Below are 15,323 nucleotides of genomic sequence, written 5' to 3' on the forward strand. Positions count from 1 at the left end.
TGGACAATTAATTTTGGGTGAGCTCGACCTCGCGACAGTAATACTGATGCAAAAATGTTCTTACATCGTTGGTCTGTTAAGCTTTATCTATCTCAAAATGAGTAGCCGCGGTCTACCGGGGCCCATTCCTCTTGCTGCGGGTTTTGCGGCGATGACGGTTGGTTCGACGCTTGCCGGCTATGGCGAATGGAAAATATTGTCGCCGATCGTTTGGGAGCTTGGCAGCGTTTTGTTCGGTATTGCCGGATATGCGCTGATCTGGCTGGGTCTGAAGACATTGAGCGATGGACGTTTCGTCAATCGCAAAACCATCCTGTTCACCTGTCTTATTGCAGTGCTGGCGATTGGCGTTGCGTTGCAGGTGGCCGGCAACAACGCGTTTCGCGCGGCGCTTTTTAATGGCTGCGCGGCTCTGGCCTATCTTGGCGGGGCGGGCGTGCTTTTTGCCCGGTGGCGGAAAGAGCCGCTTCTTTCGCGGCTGGCGCTTGGTGCGATTACCGGCGTCTCCGGCCTGATATCGCTTGCGGTGATGAAAAGCGTGCTTTTCCCCGCTTATGCCAGCATCAACCTAGTCAATGCGTTCTTCTTCATTATCATGCTGAACTTCGCCATCTCGCTCTTCGTGATGATGCTGGTGGCGGAGCGATCCGAGCGGAAATTGCTGGTTCTGGCGAATACCGATCCGCTGACGGGCGTCAAGAACCGGCGTTTCTTCTTTCAGACGATGCCTGCCGTCCCCGATCCCAACGACGCGGCCATGCTGCTTGATATTGATCACTTCAAGTCGATCAACGACCGCTTCGGCCATGCCGTCGGCGACAGTGTGCTACAGGAAGTGGCAAGGCGCATCGGCGGCAGCATCCGTGGCGGAGACGTGCTGGCGCGTTATGGCGGCGAGGAATTCATCATCTTCCTGCCGGGCGCCGGTGTGGACAAGGCCTGCATGATCGGCGAACGCATTCGTAACGCGGTTGCGATAAATGAGGTCGATTGCGGCGGTCTGCGTGTCGGGGTGACCATCAGCATCGGCGTTGCCGCCACCGGCGACATGCGCTGCGATCTCCAGACGCTCGCAGAAAAGGCAGATCGTGCGCTTTACCGGGCAAAGACCGAAGGGCGCAATTGCGTTCGCGAGGCGCTGGCGGCGTAGACCGTCCCGGTGTCAGAAAACACCTGTTTTCGGAATGGTAAGTGGAGTTCAGTAGTATTAAGAGGGCGTTTCGTCGGATTTATCGGATAATACACCGCGCCGAGCCAGCGCTTCGCGTAGCAATATCTCAATCTGGGCGTTTACGCTCCGCAAGTCCGAGCTTGCGGAGCGTTTGACGGCGTTGAGGATTTTTGGTTCGATGCGGAGTGGAAACGCTGTCCGCTCGGGACCAGGCGGGCGCCCTGCCATTTATTCTATCCGTATAATGTTCCGGTGTTGATAACCGGGGTTACGTCTTTATCACCAACGAGCACGACGAGCATGTTCGACACCATTGCGGCTTGCCTTTCGTGGTCGATTTCGATGTTTTTATCTTTCAATCCCATTAGCGCTTCCTTGACAAGCTCGACAGCGCCTTTGACGATAGTACGGCGGGCGGATACGACGGCTGCTGCCTGCTGGCGTCTCAGCATGGCGCTTGCGATTTCCGGCGCATAAGCCAGATGGGTGATTCGCGCGTCTGTGACCTGAATACCAGCAGTCGTGCATCTGTTTCGCAGTTCGGAGATTAAATTCATCGCCACATCCTCTCCGCCGTCGCGGAGCGAAGTTATGCTTTCTGCTTCGGGAGCCTCCTCTCCGCCAAGCCAGTTGTCGTAGGGGTGGTGGCTTGCAATTTTACGTAGAGCGGTTTCGGCCTGCATAGCGACAAAGATTTTAAAATCATCGACTTCCAAAAGGGCCTTTGCGCTATCATCCACATGCCACACCACGGCAGCACCAATCTCTATCGGGTTACCGGCGGCATCATTGACTTTGATTGATTCAATATTATGGGTCTGGAGCCGACGGGAAACGCGCTTAATGGAGAAAAATGGGTTCGTCCAACGTAGCCCTGTCGTCTTGTCCGTACCCTTGTATTTGCCGAACAGGATGAGGACAGCGCTCTCATTTGGCTGGATCAAGAATATGCCGAAGCCAATGAAAACGCCAAACGCTATGAGCAGAATCGTAATCAGGAATGGAATGAAAGAAAATTCGTCGAGCGATTTCCATTCGGAGAGTTGATACAGGAAGGCGGCGATGGCGGTCGCGACCGCAAAGGCAATCGCTGCGATGGCCATATAGCCATTGTGGGTAAAAGCGGGCTTATCGGTAATAGATGACGACATTAAAAAACCTCACAAAAGTAATCTATTTTTGATATCATAAATTGAGGAAGATTCAAGGCAGATATTGCGAGTGCGACATTGCTCGCGGCTGCCTTCAAGCCTGTCCGGGCCATTGAGAATTGTGATCAGGGTTGGCTTCTGCGCACTCACCGCTGGCAGAGCCGGTATTGCGGCGGCATTGCGCAAAAGAAAACGCCGCGGGTTTGGTGACCCGCGGCGTTTTTGTTTTCAACCCTGCGGGCTTTCCCGCGGAAGGCTTAGTTGAAGTAGCTCTGCAGCGGCTTCACTTCCAGATTGCCGGCCTTCAGCGCCTGGATGGCAAGCGCTGCTGCTTCCGCACCCGCCATCGTCGTGTAGTAAGGCACCTTCTGCATCAGCGTCGCGCGGCGCAAGGACTTCGAGTCCGAAATCGCCTTGTTGCTGTCGGTGGTGTTGATGACGAGCTGGACCTGACGGTTGCGGATGGCGTCTTCTATATGCGGACGGCCTTCCTGCACCTTGTTGATCTTTTCGGCGTTGATGCCCTTTTCGGCGAGGAAACGCTGGGTGCCGCCGGTGGCCAGCACCTTGAAGCCGCTTTCCACGAGAATGCGGATGGCCGGCAGAACGCCTTCCTTGTCCTCGTCACGCACCGAGACGAAGACCGCGCCGGAGCGGGGCAGGTCGACGCCGGCGCCGAGCTGGCTCTTGGCGAAGGCGAGCGCGAAATCCGTGTCGAGGCCGATGACTTCACCGGTCGAGCGCATTTCCGGTCCGAGCAGAATGTCAACGCCGGGGAAGCGCGCGAAGGGGAAGACGGCTTCCTTGACGGCGATGTGTTTCAGGTTGCGCGGATCGGGCTTTTCGCCGTAAGCGGCAATCGCCGGATCGAGCTTCTCGCCGGCCATGACGCGGGCGGCGATCTTGGCGATCGGCGCGCCGATGGTCTTGGCAACGAAAGGCACGGTGCGCGAGGCGCGCGGATTGACTTCGAGAACGTAGATCGTGCCGTCCTTGATGGCATATTGCACGTTCATCAGGCCGCCGACATTGAGAGCCTTGGCGAGCGCCGTCGTCTGACGCTCCAGCTCGTCGACGATTTCCTTCGACAGCGAACGGACCGGCAGCGAGCAGGCCGAGTCGCCCGAATGGATGCCGGCTTCTTCGATGTGCTCCATGATGCCGGAGACGAAGACGCTTTCGCCGTCGCACAGCGCATCGACGTCCACTTCCACGGCGTTGGTCAGGTAGCTGTCGAACAGCAGCGGGTTCTTGCCGAGCAGGGTGTTGATCTGGCCGGTCTTGTCGTTCGGGTAACGCTGCTTGATGTCCTCGGGTACGAGGCCCGGAACCGTGTCGAGCAGATAGGTCTGGAGCTGGCCTTCCGAATGGATGATCTGCATGGCGCGGCCACCCAGAACGTAGGACGGGCGAACGACCAGCGGGAAGCCGATTTCCGAGGCAACGAGGCGGGCCTGCTCGACCGAATAGGCGATGCCGTTGTTCGGCTGGGCAAGATCGAGCTTCATCAAGAGCTTCTGGAAGCGGTCGCGGTCTTCGGCAAGGTCGATCATATCGGGCGCGGTGCCGAGGATCGGAATACCGTTCTTTTCCAGCGCTTCGGCGAGCTTCAGCGGGGTCTGGCCGCCGAACTGCACAATGACGCCGACGAGTTCGCCCTTTTCCTGTTCAGCGCGCATGATTTCGATCACGTCTTCGGCCGTCAGCGGCTCGAAATAGAGACGGTCGGAGGTGTCGTAGTCGGTGGAAACGGTTTCCGGGTTGCAGTTGATCATGATCGCTTCAAAGCCGGCATCCTTCAGCGCGAAGGCGGCATGGCAGCAGCAGTAGTCGAACTCGATGCCCTGGCCGATACGGTTCGGCCCACCGCCGAGGATGACGACCTTCTTACGGTCGGAGACCTGCGCTTCCGAGCGGGCTGCGCCGACGAAGGGAATTTCATAGGTCGAATACATGTAAGCGGTCGGCGACGCGAATTCGGCCGCACAGGTGTCGATACGCTTGAAGACCGGGCGGACGTTCAGGCTGTTGCGCAGCTCGGCCACTTCCTTCGGGCGCTTGGAGGTCAGGCTGGCGAGGCGGGCATCGGAGAAGCCCATGGCTTTCAACATGCGCAGGTTTTCGGCATCCTGCGGCAGGCCGTGCTCGCGGATGCGGGCTTCCGTATCCACGATGGCCTTGAACTGGGCGATAAACCACGGGTCGATCTTGGAGTTTTCGTGGACTTCCTCTTCGGTCATGCCCATGCGCAGCGCCTGGGCGACCATGCGCAGCCGATCCGGCGTCGGTGTGCCGATGGCGGCGCGGATCGCGTTCTTGGAGCCTTCGCCCTCTTCGTAACCGGGGATTTCGATTTCATCGAGACCGGTGAGGCCGGTTTCGAGGCCACGCAGCGCTTTCTGCAGCGATTCCGCAAAGGTGCGGCCGATGGCCATGACTTCACCGACCGACTTCATGGCGGTGGTGAGGATCGGCGATGCGCCCGGGAACTTTTCGAAGGCGAAACGCGGGATCTTGGTGACGACGTAATCGATCGACGGTTCGAACGATGCCGGGGTCGCGCCGCCGGTAATGTCGTTTTCGAGTTCGTCCAGCGTATAGCCGATAGCGAGTTTGGCGGCGATCTTGGCAATCGGGAAGCCGGTTGCCTTCGATGCGAGAGCAGACGAGCGCGAGACGCGCGGGTTCATTTCGATGACGACGAGGCGGCCATCCTTGGGATTGACGGCGAACTGCACGTTCGAGCCGCCGGTTTCGACGCCGATCTCGCGCAGCACCGCAATCGAGGCGTTGCGCATGATCTGGTATTCCTTGTCGGTCAAGGTCAGCGCCGGTGCAACGGTGATCGAGTCACCCGTGTGGACACCCATCGGATCGATGTTTTCGATGGAGCAGATGATGATGCAATTGTCCGCCTTGTCGCGGACGACTTCCATCTCATATTCCTTCCAGCCGAGCACCGATTCTTCGACCAGAACTTCCGTCGTCGGCGAGGCGTCGAGACCGCCCGAGACGATATCGAAGAATTCCGAGCGGTTATAAGCAATGCCGCCGCCGGTGCCGCCGAGCGTGAAGGACGGGCGGATGATGGCGGGCAGGCCGACATGATCGATGGCCTGAGCGGCAATCGCCATGGCGTGGGCCATATAACGCTGCTTGCGGTCGGTTTCGCCGAGGTTCCACTGGTTTTCGAGATCGTCCAGCGCCTTGTCGAGATCGGGGCCTGAAAGCTTGCTCTTCAGCTCGGTGCGGGCGGCCTCGTGCTTTTTGCGGTCGGCATCCTTGATTTCGGTGGCGTTGGCCAGCATCGAGCGCGGGGTTTCAAGGCCGATGCGGGCCATGGCCTCGCGGAAGAGCGCGCGATCTTCCGCCATGTCGATGGCTTCGGGCTTCGCGCCGATCATTTCGACGTTGTAGCGATCGAGAACGCCCATGCGCTTGAGAGAAAGCGCGGTGTTAAGCGCCGTCTGGCCGCCCATCGTCGGCAGAAGCGCGTCCGGACGCTCCTTGGCGATGATCTTGGCGACGACTTCAGGGGTGATCGGCTCGACATAGGTTGCGTCGGCAAGGCCCGGATCGGTCATGATCGTGGCCGGGTTGGAGTTGACCAGAATGACCCGGTAACCTTCTTCCTTAAGCGCCTTGCAGGCCTGCGTGCCGGAATAGTCGAATTCACATGCCTGACCGATGACGATCGGGCCTGCGCCAATGATGAGGATGGACTTGATATCTTGGCGCTTCGGCATGGCTCTCTCGTTCCGCTTTTTGGTTGCGCAAAACACCGGCCAGGGTGGAAGATCACCGGCCGGGGAGCGCAATTCAAATGTTTTCAGGCTAGAAGCGGCTTATAGGCAAATGTTTTTGAGAACGGAACCCCATAAATTCCGGAATCGACAGAAACTCTTAACGGGCAGGCGCATGTGCGGTGAAACGGGCCTGGACCGCTGCACTATAGGAGCGGCTGACGGGGATTTCCGTACCGTCTTTCGTGATCACGTGCAGGCGACCGGCTCGTTTGCGCAGCAAGGTAACGTCGGCATCGGCAATCCAGTGCGACCGGTGCACCTGCAAGCCTTCCGTATGGCCTATTTCCTTCAGCGCGTCGGAGAAACGCAGCAGAACGAGATGACGCCCGCGCGTGGTGACGATTTCAGTATAGTGGTCCTGCACTGACAGTCGCAGCAATTCTCCGCGCTTTTGCGGCGGCAGTCGCTCCAGCAGCGGCGCGGTGCTTTTCACCTCGCATCCGGTGTTTTTGCCTGTGCCCATTATGGCGATTGGCGCTGTTGCAAGCGACTGGCTGGCGGTGAGATAGCTTAGCAGGCAGAAGATGGCGCAAAGAGGCAGGGATGACAGGCTGCTTTGTAGAAATGGGCCGAAACCCATTTCCGTGCCCGAAAAGATCCGGTTGGTGATGGTAAGCAGGAGCCCTATCGGCAGGGCGGCCGTCAGCGAGCCGATCATCATGCGCGCCAGCATATTCCTGATATTATCGGCGAAGACGCGGTTGGCGACGATGGAAAAGGATATGGCAAGTATCCAGGCGCCGGCCTGTACGATTGTCCAGTAAAGCAGCCGCTCTGCGAAGCTCATGGTTTCGCTCGTGCCGAAAGGCCCGGTCACGATGAAGATCGCCAGCACCGCGAGAAATGTCAGCCATAGCCTGGACGATTGCAGGATGGCGTGCATTTCACGAAGCGTGGACTGCAGATACGGGTGATCCACGAAGTTTTCCTGCGGTTGGCGTCAATCCGTTTTTCCTGAGCGCATGTTTTGCCGAAATTGCCGGTGATTTCAACCGAGCCGAAACAGCGCCCATGTCACTTCAGCCATTGTTAGACGCACCGCTTGCCGTGCAATTCCATGTCGCCACTGTCGTTCCTGCGGCCATTCTCGGCGCCTTCATTTTCCTGCGTCCCAAGGGCGACGCCATTCACCGGCTACTCGGCAAGATCTGGGTGATGCTGATGGTGACGACTTCCATTTCAACCTTCTTCATCCATGAGCTGAAGATGTTTTATGGTTTCAGCCCCATCCACCTGCTCTCCGTCTTCACCATTTATGGATGTCTGCAATCGGTCCATTTTGCGCGCCGCGGCGATATCGCCCGTCACATGCGGATCATGCAGAGCGTTTATCTCGGCGGCATCGTGATTGCCGGAGGCTTCACCTTCGTTCCGGGACGCATCATGCACGAGGTTGCTTTTGGTGATGGCAGAGCCGGATTTGTGGCGCTTTTGGCTGGCGCTGTCCTGTTTACCTTCCTGTTTGTGATCGTGCTGAAACAAAGACGCAGGACTGCGTGAGAGACTCCGTTTGCCGCCTCTGCTTTCTTCCGGAACAAGATGTATTATAGTGCCGTTATATGGCAGCTTGTTGAGGCGGAACCGCCGGGAGAAGAGCATGGAATGGAGAGGGCGCCGCCAGTCGGACAATATCGAGGACCGGCGCGGCATGTCGGCGGGATCAGGCGATCCTTTTTCCCGTGGCGGGATGCGCGTGCCAATCGGGCGTCGCGGCGGCGGTATAGGGATCGGCGGCCTTCTGGTCATCCTTCTGATCAGCTGGGTGCTTGGCATCAATCCGTTGACGCTGCTGACCGGCGGCGATTTGTCGATGGACGGCGGCGGCACGACGCAACAGCAGTCCGGCACGCGTCCGCAGGGCCAGTCGTCCGATGAGACGACCGCCTTTGTACGCACCGTGCTGGCGGAGACCGAGGATACGTGGAGCGGTATCTTCCAGTCTGCCGGTGAAACCTATCAAAAACCGACACTGGTGCTGTTCTCCGGCCAGGTGTCTTCCGCCTGCGGCAATGCTTCCGCTGCCAGCGGCCCGTTTTATTGCCCTGGTGACCGCAAGGTCTATCTCGATACCAACTTCTTTAAGGAACTGGATCAGCGTTTCGGAGCCGCTGGCGATTTCGCGCAGGCTTACGTCATTGCGCATGAGGTCGGCCACCACGTACAGAATCTCACCGGTGTCCTGCCGGAGTTCAACCGTCGCCGCCAGTCGATGAGCCAGGTGGATGCCAACAGGATGTCGGTGCGTGTCGAGCTTCAGGCGGATTGTTATGCCGGCATCTGGGGCAAGTTTACCGAGCAGAAGGGCATTCTCGAGGCCGGCGATCTTGAGGAAGCGTTGAACGCCGCCCACCAGATCGGTGACGATACGCTGCAAAAGCAGACACAGGGTTATGTCGTGCCTGACAGCTTCAACCACGGTACCTCCGCGCAGCGCATGGAGTGGTTCAAGCGCGGTTTCCAGAGCGGCCGTGTCGAGGACTGCGATACGTTCTCGGCGAATATCTGAGAATCAACAGGAGAGGGGGCTTTTCAGCCCCCTTTTCATTTAGCGCATCAAAAGCGCCACGGCATACATGCCGAGGGCGAAAACCGTATGGGCCACAAGGTTGAGGAAGCGGACCTTGTTCGGGTTGGGGGTCTTCGATGCCGCCCAGCCAATACCGAGTCCCGGCTGCAACAGGAACCAGCCCGCGCCGACCGTTATGATGCCGACGACCCACGGCGCAATGAAGGAAGGATTGGCAAACCACGCGGCCGGGACCACCAGAGCAAGAACGATGCCATAAAGAATGCCGACGGCGTAATGCGAAATCCAACCGAGTGCCAGTTCGTGCTCATAGGGTTCAGCCGTGGCGATGCTGTCGTGAAATATCCGGCCCTTCGGCACGTGCCAGAACCAGCGGCCGACCGGCGCCCAGTTCGGCGCGGACTGGCCGAAGAACCGGTGCAGCACGATTGCCCATATATCCATAAACACGGTGCCGCCAATGCCCATGGCAATGCCGCGCCAAATCAGTTCCAGCATGAATCCCTCCGCATGATCATGATCGATCAAGCTCTAGCGGATCGCGCCGGTGGCGGAAACCGGCTATTGCCGGGGCGGACAAGAAAATGGCCGGATCGCTCCGGCCATTTTCTTTTTTGCCATCACGCAGCCCGCCCATATTCCGCTTGGCGCTGGCTTGCCGTAGCAAGCTGGAATTGTGCGAGCAGCTCGTTGAGCGCTGCCGCTTCAGAGGCGAGCCCATGGCTTGCGGCCGTCTGTTCCTCGACCATGGCGGCATTCTGCTGCGTACCCTGATCGATGGTGTTGATGGCTGTGTTGATTTCCTGAAGGCCGGTCGACTGTTCGCGCGATGAGGTCACGATAGCGTCGATGTGGCGATTGATCTCCTGCACTTCGCGGACGATGGTTTCCAGCGCCTTGCCGGCATTGCCGACGAGATCGACGCCGGACTGCACCTGCGATGTCGAGGCGTTGATCAGCGTCTTGATCTCCTTTGCCGCATTGGCCGAGCGCTGGGCAAGCTCGCGCACTTCCTGGGCGACGACGGCAAAACCCTTGCCGGCCTCACCGGCACGGGCGGCCTCTACACCGGCGTTGAGCGCGAGCAGGTTCGTCTGGAAGGCAATTTCGTCGATCACGCCGATGATGTTGCTGATCTCGGACGATGATTTTTCGATGCCCTCCATGGCGCGAACCGCATCTTCGACAATGACGCCGGACTGTTCGGCATTGCTGCGGGCGCGGTCGACCAGACGGCCGACTTCTTCGGCACGGCGGGCGGAATCCTTGACGGTGGTGGTGATTTCCTCAAGCGCCGCCGCAGTCTCTTCCACGGACGCCGCCTGCTGTTCGGTGCGCCGTGCGAGATCGTCGGCGGACTGGCGGATTTCGCCGGCGCCGGCGTCGATGGCGCGGGCGTTCTGGCCGACGGTGCTGAGCGCTGCATTCAGCTTGGCAACGGAATTGTTGAAGTCGTTGCGCAGGCGATCGATGCGGGACACGAAAGGCGTGTCGATGCGATAGTTCAGATCACCGTCGGAAAGATGCGCCAGACCTTTGGCAAGCGAGTCGACCGCGAACTGGATGTCCGCCGCGTCTTTTGCTGCCGCTCTTTCCCGCTCGTTGCGCTCCTGTTCGGAGAGCGTGCGGTTCTGCTCGGCGTCGCCTTCGAGGCGCAGGCGCTCCATGGCGTTCGAGCGGAACACGGCAACGGCTGCGGCCATCGAGCCGATCTGGTCGGTGCGTTCCTGACCGGGAATGGCGACATCGAGATTGCCGGCGGCAAGCCCCTCCATGGCCGACGTCATCTGCGTGACGGGGCGGACGATGAAGCGGGAAAGGACGGTTGCGAGAAGTCCGATCATGATCGTGGCTGCGAGGATCGTGGCGATGGTTGCCGCCAGCCGGAACTGGCCGATTGCGCTGTAGGCGACGTCGGAATCGACCACGAAACCGAGATACCAGTCGACCGAAGGCAGGCCGGCTACGGGAATGAAGCTGGTGATCTTGCCCTTGCCGTCGATCTCGGTCTTTGAAATCGCGGAGGAAATCGCCGGCGTGTCGACCTTGAAGAGATCGGCCAGCGGCTTGTCGACAAATTTTGGGTCGGGATGGATGAGAATCTTGCCGTCCTTGCTAACGAGGAAGGCGTACCCATCCGTGCCGGCATCCACCGACTTGATCATCTTCACCAGCGAATCCAGCGAGAAGTCACTGCCTGTCACACCAGCAAGCTTGCCGTCGATGGAAACGGGAATGGCGGCGGTGATGATGAGGCCGCCGGTGGAGGCGTCGTTGTAGGGTTCGGTCAGAACCGTCTTGCCGGCTTTCACGGCATCCAGATACCACGGACGCTTTCGCGGATCGTAGCCTTCCGGCAGCGGTGTCTTCGGGAAGGTTGTGAAGGTGCCTGTCTCGGCGTTGCCGAAATAGGTCGACATGAACTGTGCCGTCAGCACGTCGTTTTCCAGAAACCGCAGCTTCGCGTCGTCCTCCGGGAGCTTGGCGAGCGTTTTCGCAACGGTTTCCGTCAGCATGATGCGGCCATTCAGCCAGTTGGCGATGCTTTGCGCAGCCTGCTTGCCGGAGGAATCGATGTTTTCCGCGACTGCTTCGGTCGTAACCCGATGCTGTAGGCTGTCGATGTAATAGGAAAAGCCTGCAAAGGCTGCGACGACGAGAGATGACGCGGCAACAAGAATGCGCGTCATGAGATTTGTTTTCTTCGGCAAGCTACAGATCCTTGAAGCCGGATGTACCGCGAGGTCATCTTCAACATTGATGGGGGAAACATGCCTCAAAGGCGGGAATATTCTGCGTCATGCAGCTTATGATTTTAAAGAACTATCCGATGTTCTAATAAATAGAGGCGAATGGTAAAATTGGACTAAATTTGTCTTTCGTCAGGGCGCAATACGGTCGGATTTCGCCTGGCTGCCGATCTGCGTAATTTTTAACCATGCACTGCTGCCGGTTGCATGCAGACAGCGATTATTTTATTCATCCCTGTGCTGCCGTTGCGCAATTCGCGGGCAACGGCCAAAGTTCAGGTGAATTACAATGTCTTCGTCGGTTGTTGCAGGAACCGTTCCTTCCGGATCGGGGTCGTGGTTTTCGCATTTTAAGGCTACGCTTGCGCTCGGAATTCCGCTCATCGGTGCGCAGCTCGCACAGCTTGGCATCCATACAACGGATATGGTCATCGTCGGCCAGCTTGGCGCCGAGAAGCTGGCGGCGATGGTGTTGGCCGGGCAGTTCTTTTTCGTCGTCTTCATTTTCGGCTCCGGCTTTTCCGTCGCCGTCGTGCCGATGGTAGCGCAGGCTTACGGGCAGGGCGATGCAACGTCCGCGCGCCGATCGCTGCGCATGGGCATGTGGGTGGCGATCGCCTATTGGCTGCTGGCTCTCCCGATCTTCATGAATGCCGAGCGCATTTTGCTCGCGCTTGGGCAAAACCCTGACGTGGCCGCATTGACAGGTCATTATCTTGCCATCGCCAAATTCGGCCTGCTACCGGCATTGCTGTTTTATGTGCTGCGCGGGCTTGTCAGCGCTATCGGCCGAGCTGGCGTCATTCTTTATGTAACCATCATCATGCTCGTCATGAATGGTATATTGGCTTACGCGCTCGTGTTCGGCCATTTCGGCCTGCCGGCCATGGGCATGAATGGCGCGGCCGTCGTTGCCGTCATCGTCAACGCTTTCAGCTTCATCTTCATCGTCGCTTATGTGCAGACGCGTGACGAAACGAAGAAATACGAGCTCTTCGTGCGCTTCTGGCGACCGGACTGGCATGCGCTTTTCGAAGTGCTGCGCCTTGGTTTGCCGATCAGCATCACCATTCTTGCCGAAGTGACGCTGTTTGCTGCAGCCTCCATTTTGATGGGGCAGATCGGCACCGTGCAGCTTGCGGCGCATGGTATTGCCCTGCAGCTTGCCTCCATCGCCTTCATGATTCCGCTCGGTCTTTCCCAGGCGGCAACGGTTCGCGTGGGCGTGGCGCGGGGGCAGGGGGATTTCAAGAACCTCATCCGCGCCTCGATCATGATTTATGCCATTGCCTGCGGCATCGCCATTTGCGGCGGCATCCTGTTTGCGGCCGTGCCGGAATTCCTGGCGAAATGGTTCCTGGATGCGAAATTGCCCGAGGCGGCGGAAGTGCTTGCCTATGCCAGCAGTCTGGTGGTGATTGCCGGCATCTTCCAGCTGGTGGATGGTATTCAGGCGGTCACGGCGGGCCTGCTCCGCGGGTTGAAGGATGCACGCATACCGGCGATGCTGGCACTGATTTCCTATTGGCCGATCGGCCTGGCGCTTGCCTGGACCATGGCTTTTCCGCTCGGTTTCGGCGGGCGCGGTGTCTGGTTCGGCTTCGTGATCGGTCTTTCGACGGCTGCCGTTCTTCTCACCATCCGCTTCGTTTTGCTTGTGAAGCGTGAAATGAAAACGGCCCGCTGAGAAGCGGGCCGTATGTAACTTCCGGATTGGAAAAGTATCAGCGCTCGGCGAGCGCTGCCTCACCCTTCTTTTCACGCAGCAGGTTGACGAAGCGGCGGAAGAGATAGTGGCTGTCCTGCGGGCCCGGCGATGCTTCCGGATGGTGCTGGACGGAGAAGACCGGCTTGCCGGTGATGCGCAGGCCGCAATTGGTGCCATCGAACAGCGAGATATGGGTTTCCTCGACGCCCTCGGGCAGCGACTTGGTATCCACCGCAAAGCCGTGGTTCATCGAAACGATTTCAACCTTGCCGGTCGTGAAGTCCTTCACCGGGTGGTTCGCGCCGTGATGGCCCTGATGCATCTTCTCGGTCTTTGCGCCCACGGCAAGACCGAGCATCTGGTGACCGAGGCAAATGCCGAAGATCGGCAGGTCGGTCTTGATGAGGTTCTGGATGACGGGAACGGCATATTCGCCCGTCGCAGCCGGGTCTCCCGGGCCGTTGGACAGGAACACGCCATCCGGCTTCAGCGCCAGAATGTCTTCCGCCGAGGTCTGGGCCGGAACGACCGTAACCTTGCAGTCAAGACCGGCAAAGAGGCGCAGGATGTTGCGCTTGACGCCGAAATCGACGCAGACGACGTGGTACTTCGCATCGGCTTCGCCGAGCGTGCCGTAACCCTTGTTCCATACCCATGGCGTTTCCGTCCAGGTGGAGGACTGGCCGGATGTCGCTTCGATCGCGAGATCGAGGCCGACGAGACCGCTCCATGCCTTGGCTTCCGCCTTCAGCGCCTCGATGTCGAAAACGCCGTTCGGATCATGGGCGATGACCGCGTTCGGCGCACCGTTTTCGCGGATCCAGGCCGTCAGCGCGCGGGTGTCGATGCCGCAGAGGCCGATGACGCCGCGGGCCTTCAGCCAGGCATCCAGATGCGTGACGGCGCGGAAGTTCGAGGGGTCGGTGATGTCGGCCTTGAAGATGACGCCGACGGCGCCGCGGCGGGCGGCGGGTGTGAGGTCTTCAATGTCTTCGTCATTGGCGCCCACATTGCCGATATGCGGGAAGGTGAAGGTGACGATCTGGCCAAGATAGGAAGGGTCGGTGAGGATTTCCTCGTAACCCGTCAGCGCCGTATTGAAGCAGACCTCGGCCTGAACCTTGCCGGTTGCGCCGATGCCCGTTCCTTCAATCACCGTGCCATCGGCAAGAACAAGCATTGCGGTCGGTTTGCGGGTAGTCCAGGGCGCTGTCTCGGTCATCTCGTTCCGTTTCTGCCGCTTCGCACCCCGCCTCTTGAAAGGCAGGGGGTAAGGGGCCATTTTTGTCGCAGGCTTCGTGACATAAAGGGGCGCGCGATAAAGCTCGCGTTCCGACCCTTCGTTAAAATCTCGTGCAGGTGCCGGAAAATAACGAAAGCAGCCCAAGCGGTCAACCGCAGGGCCAAGATTTACGCGGAATTAAACCACCGTATTTTCAAGGTCTTATGCATTTGATTTGCTTGAGCGTGTCTGCTCGTTTATGTCGTTTCGCAAAATGAGGTGGAAAGTTTCCGTATCAAGACGCTGCGGAAAGCGCTTTCCCAAGGAGAAGAAAAATGATGCGCGACACGTTCGCAACCGCTTTGAAGGACGCATTGAAGGGTCGTGATGCACGCCGCACCTCGACCGTGCGTCTCATCCAGACTGCCATCAAGGATCGCGATATCGCCAATCGCGGCGTGGGCAAGGACCCCGTCAGCGACGAAGATATCATGCAGATTCTGACCAAGATGGTGAAGCAGCGGGAAGAATCCGCAAACATCTATGAAGGCGCCGGCCGTCCCGAGCTTGCCGCTCAGGAGCGCGAGGAAATCGTCATCATCAAGGAATTCATGCCGGAGGAAATCCCGGCCGAGAAGGTGCGCGAACTCTGCCAAGCCGTCATCGCCGAGACCGGCGCCGCCGGCCTGCGCGACATGGGCAAGTGCATGAACACGCTGAAGGAGCGTTATCCCGGCCAGATCGACTTCGCGAAGGCTTCCGGCGTGGTCAAGGATTTGCTGAAGTAGTTTTCGCCATTTCTGAGAAAGTAAAGGCAGGGCAGCCATGGCTACCCTGCCTTTTTTCTGCCGACGAAGATGCATTCCGGCGGATCAAAATGCTCTTCCACGCAGGCTTTTTCGGGGGGACGTGCCTGCGGGTGTCGGCAGATGTATGGAAATTTCAAACACTGCCTTTGACTATGTTTTGTTTTTACATCGTCGCAACA

The 15,323-nt window shown here is 58.8% G+C and carries 11 protein-coding genes; 5 read left to right on the forward strand and 6 right to left on the reverse strand.

Annotated elements, in window-relative coordinates; genetic code table 11:
- Nucleotides 1-10: 10 nt before the first annotated feature.
- Nucleotides 11-1,150 (forward strand): GGDEF domain-containing protein, encoded by a 1,140-nt coding sequence (locus PL597_RS02715; protein WP_142911715.1) that lies wholly within the window; start codon nt 11-13, stop codon nt 1,148-1,150.
- Nucleotides 1,151-1,404: 254 nt separating this feature from the next.
- On the opposite strand, the gene PL597_RS02720 is transcribed toward PL597_RS02715, so the two are convergent.
- From PL597_RS02720 to PL597_RS02730, 3 genes are all read right to left on the reverse strand, one after another.
- A complete protein-coding gene (locus tag PL597_RS02720) occupies nt 1,405-2,322 on the reverse strand; it encodes an SPFH domain-containing protein (protein ID WP_271364543.1) in 918 nt (305 codons plus the stop codon).
- Between the two features lie 257 nt (nt 2,323-2,579).
- Nucleotides 2,580-6,068 carry a carbamoyl-phosphate synthase large subunit gene (carB, locus tag PL597_RS02725; protein WP_269826264.1) on the reverse strand — a complete coding sequence of 1,163 codons (3,489 nt, stop codon included), beginning with the start codon at nt 6,066-6,068 and terminating at the stop codon, nt 2,580-2,582.
- A gap of 157 nt (nt 6,069-6,225) precedes the next feature.
- Nucleotides 6,226-7,047 (reverse strand): LytTR family DNA-binding domain-containing protein, encoded by an 822-nt coding sequence (locus PL597_RS02730; protein WP_137410739.1) that lies wholly within the window; start codon nt 7,045-7,047, stop codon nt 6,226-6,228.
- 92 nt (nt 7,048-7,139) lie between these two features.
- Here PL597_RS02730 and PL597_RS02735 point away from each other — a divergent pair, with 92 nt between their 5' ends.
- Both PL597_RS02735 and ypfJ read left to right on the forward strand, forming a co-directional pair.
- A complete protein-coding gene (locus tag PL597_RS02735) occupies nt 7,140-7,628 on the forward strand; it encodes a DUF2306 domain-containing protein (protein ID WP_269826265.1) in 489 nt (162 codons plus the stop codon).
- Between the two features lie 97 nt (nt 7,629-7,725).
- Nucleotides 7,726-8,634, forward strand: a complete 909-nt coding sequence (ypfJ, locus tag PL597_RS02740) for a KPN_02809 family neutral zinc metallopeptidase (RefSeq protein ID WP_271364544.1) — start codon at nt 7,726-7,728, stop codon at nt 8,632-8,634.
- A 39-nt stretch (nt 8,635-8,673) separates the two neighbouring features.
- On the opposite strand, the gene PL597_RS02745 is transcribed toward ypfJ, so the two are convergent.
- The gene (locus tag PL597_RS02745) at nt 8,674-9,153 is read right to left on the reverse strand and encodes a DUF2938 domain-containing protein (RefSeq protein ID WP_269823750.1); all 480 of its coding nucleotides are present in this window, start codon (nt 9,151-9,153) and stop codon (nt 8,674-8,676) included.
- A 122-nt stretch (nt 9,154-9,275) separates the two neighbouring features.
- A complete protein-coding gene (gene mcpU, locus PL597_RS02750; RefSeq protein WP_271364545.1) occupies nt 9,276-11,366 on the reverse strand; it encodes a methyl-accepting chemotaxis protein McpU in 2,091 nt (696 codons plus the stop codon).
- Between the two features lie 328 nt (nt 11,367-11,694).
- Here mcpU and PL597_RS02755 point away from each other — a divergent pair, with 328 nt between their 5' ends.
- On the forward strand, nt 11,695-13,092 hold the full coding sequence (locus PL597_RS02755; protein ID WP_173989814.1) for an MATE family efflux transporter: 1,398 nt from the start codon (nt 11,695-11,697) through the stop codon (nt 13,090-13,092).
- 37 nt (nt 13,093-13,129) lie between these two features.
- Here the strand turns inward: PL597_RS02755 and carA are convergent, their stop codons facing one another.
- Complete coding sequence (carA, locus tag PL597_RS02760; RefSeq protein WP_271364546.1) at nt 13,130-14,335, reverse strand: glutamine-hydrolyzing carbamoyl-phosphate synthase small subunit; 1,206 nt, start codon at nt 14,333-14,335, stop codon at nt 13,130-13,132.
- 335 nt (nt 14,336-14,670) lie between these two features.
- Between carA and PL597_RS02765 the strand changes: the two genes are divergently transcribed.
- On the forward strand, nt 14,671-15,123 hold the full coding sequence (locus PL597_RS02765) for a GatB/YqeY domain-containing protein (protein ID WP_173989812.1): 453 nt from the start codon (nt 14,671-14,673) through the stop codon (nt 15,121-15,123).
- Nucleotides 15,124-15,323 lie beyond the last annotated feature (200 nt).

The sequence above is a fragment of the Agrobacterium sp. ST15.13.013 genome (assembly GCF_027956525.1).
GTDB classification, from domain to species: Bacteria; Pseudomonadota; Alphaproteobacteria; order Rhizobiales; family Rhizobiaceae; genus Agrobacterium; species Agrobacterium salinitolerans.

Bases quoted from the DNA above. Each gene is read 5' to 3' on its own strand.
- PL597_RS02735 (WP_269826265.1), top strand. From the start codon at position 7,140: ATGTCACTTCAGCCATTGTTAGACGCACCGCTTGCCGTGCAATTCCAT.
- PL597_RS02720 (WP_271364543.1), bottom strand. From the start codon at position 2,322: ATGTCGTCATCTATTACCGATAAGCCCGCTTTTACCCACAATGGCTAT.
- carA (WP_271364546.1), bottom strand. From the start codon at position 14,335: ATGACCGAGACAGCGCCCTGGACTACCCGCAAACCGACCGCAATGCTT.
- PL597_RS02755 (WP_173989814.1), top strand. From the start codon at position 11,695: ATGTCTTCGTCGGTTGTTGCAGGAACCGTTCCTTCCGGATCGGGGTCG.
- PL597_RS02765 (WP_173989812.1), top strand. From the start codon at position 14,671: ATGATGCGCGACACGTTCGCAACCGCTTTGAAGGACGCATTGAAGGGT.
- PL597_RS02745 (WP_269823750.1), bottom strand. From the start codon at position 9,153: ATGCTGGAACTGATTTGGCGCGGCATTGCCATGGGCATTGGCGGCACC.
- carB (WP_269826264.1), bottom strand. From the start codon at position 6,068: ATGCCGAAGCGCCAAGATATCAAGTCCATCCTCATCATTGGCGCAGGC.
- ypfJ (WP_271364544.1), top strand. From the start codon at position 7,726: ATGGAATGGAGAGGGCGCCGCCAGTCGGACAATATCGAGGACCGGCGC.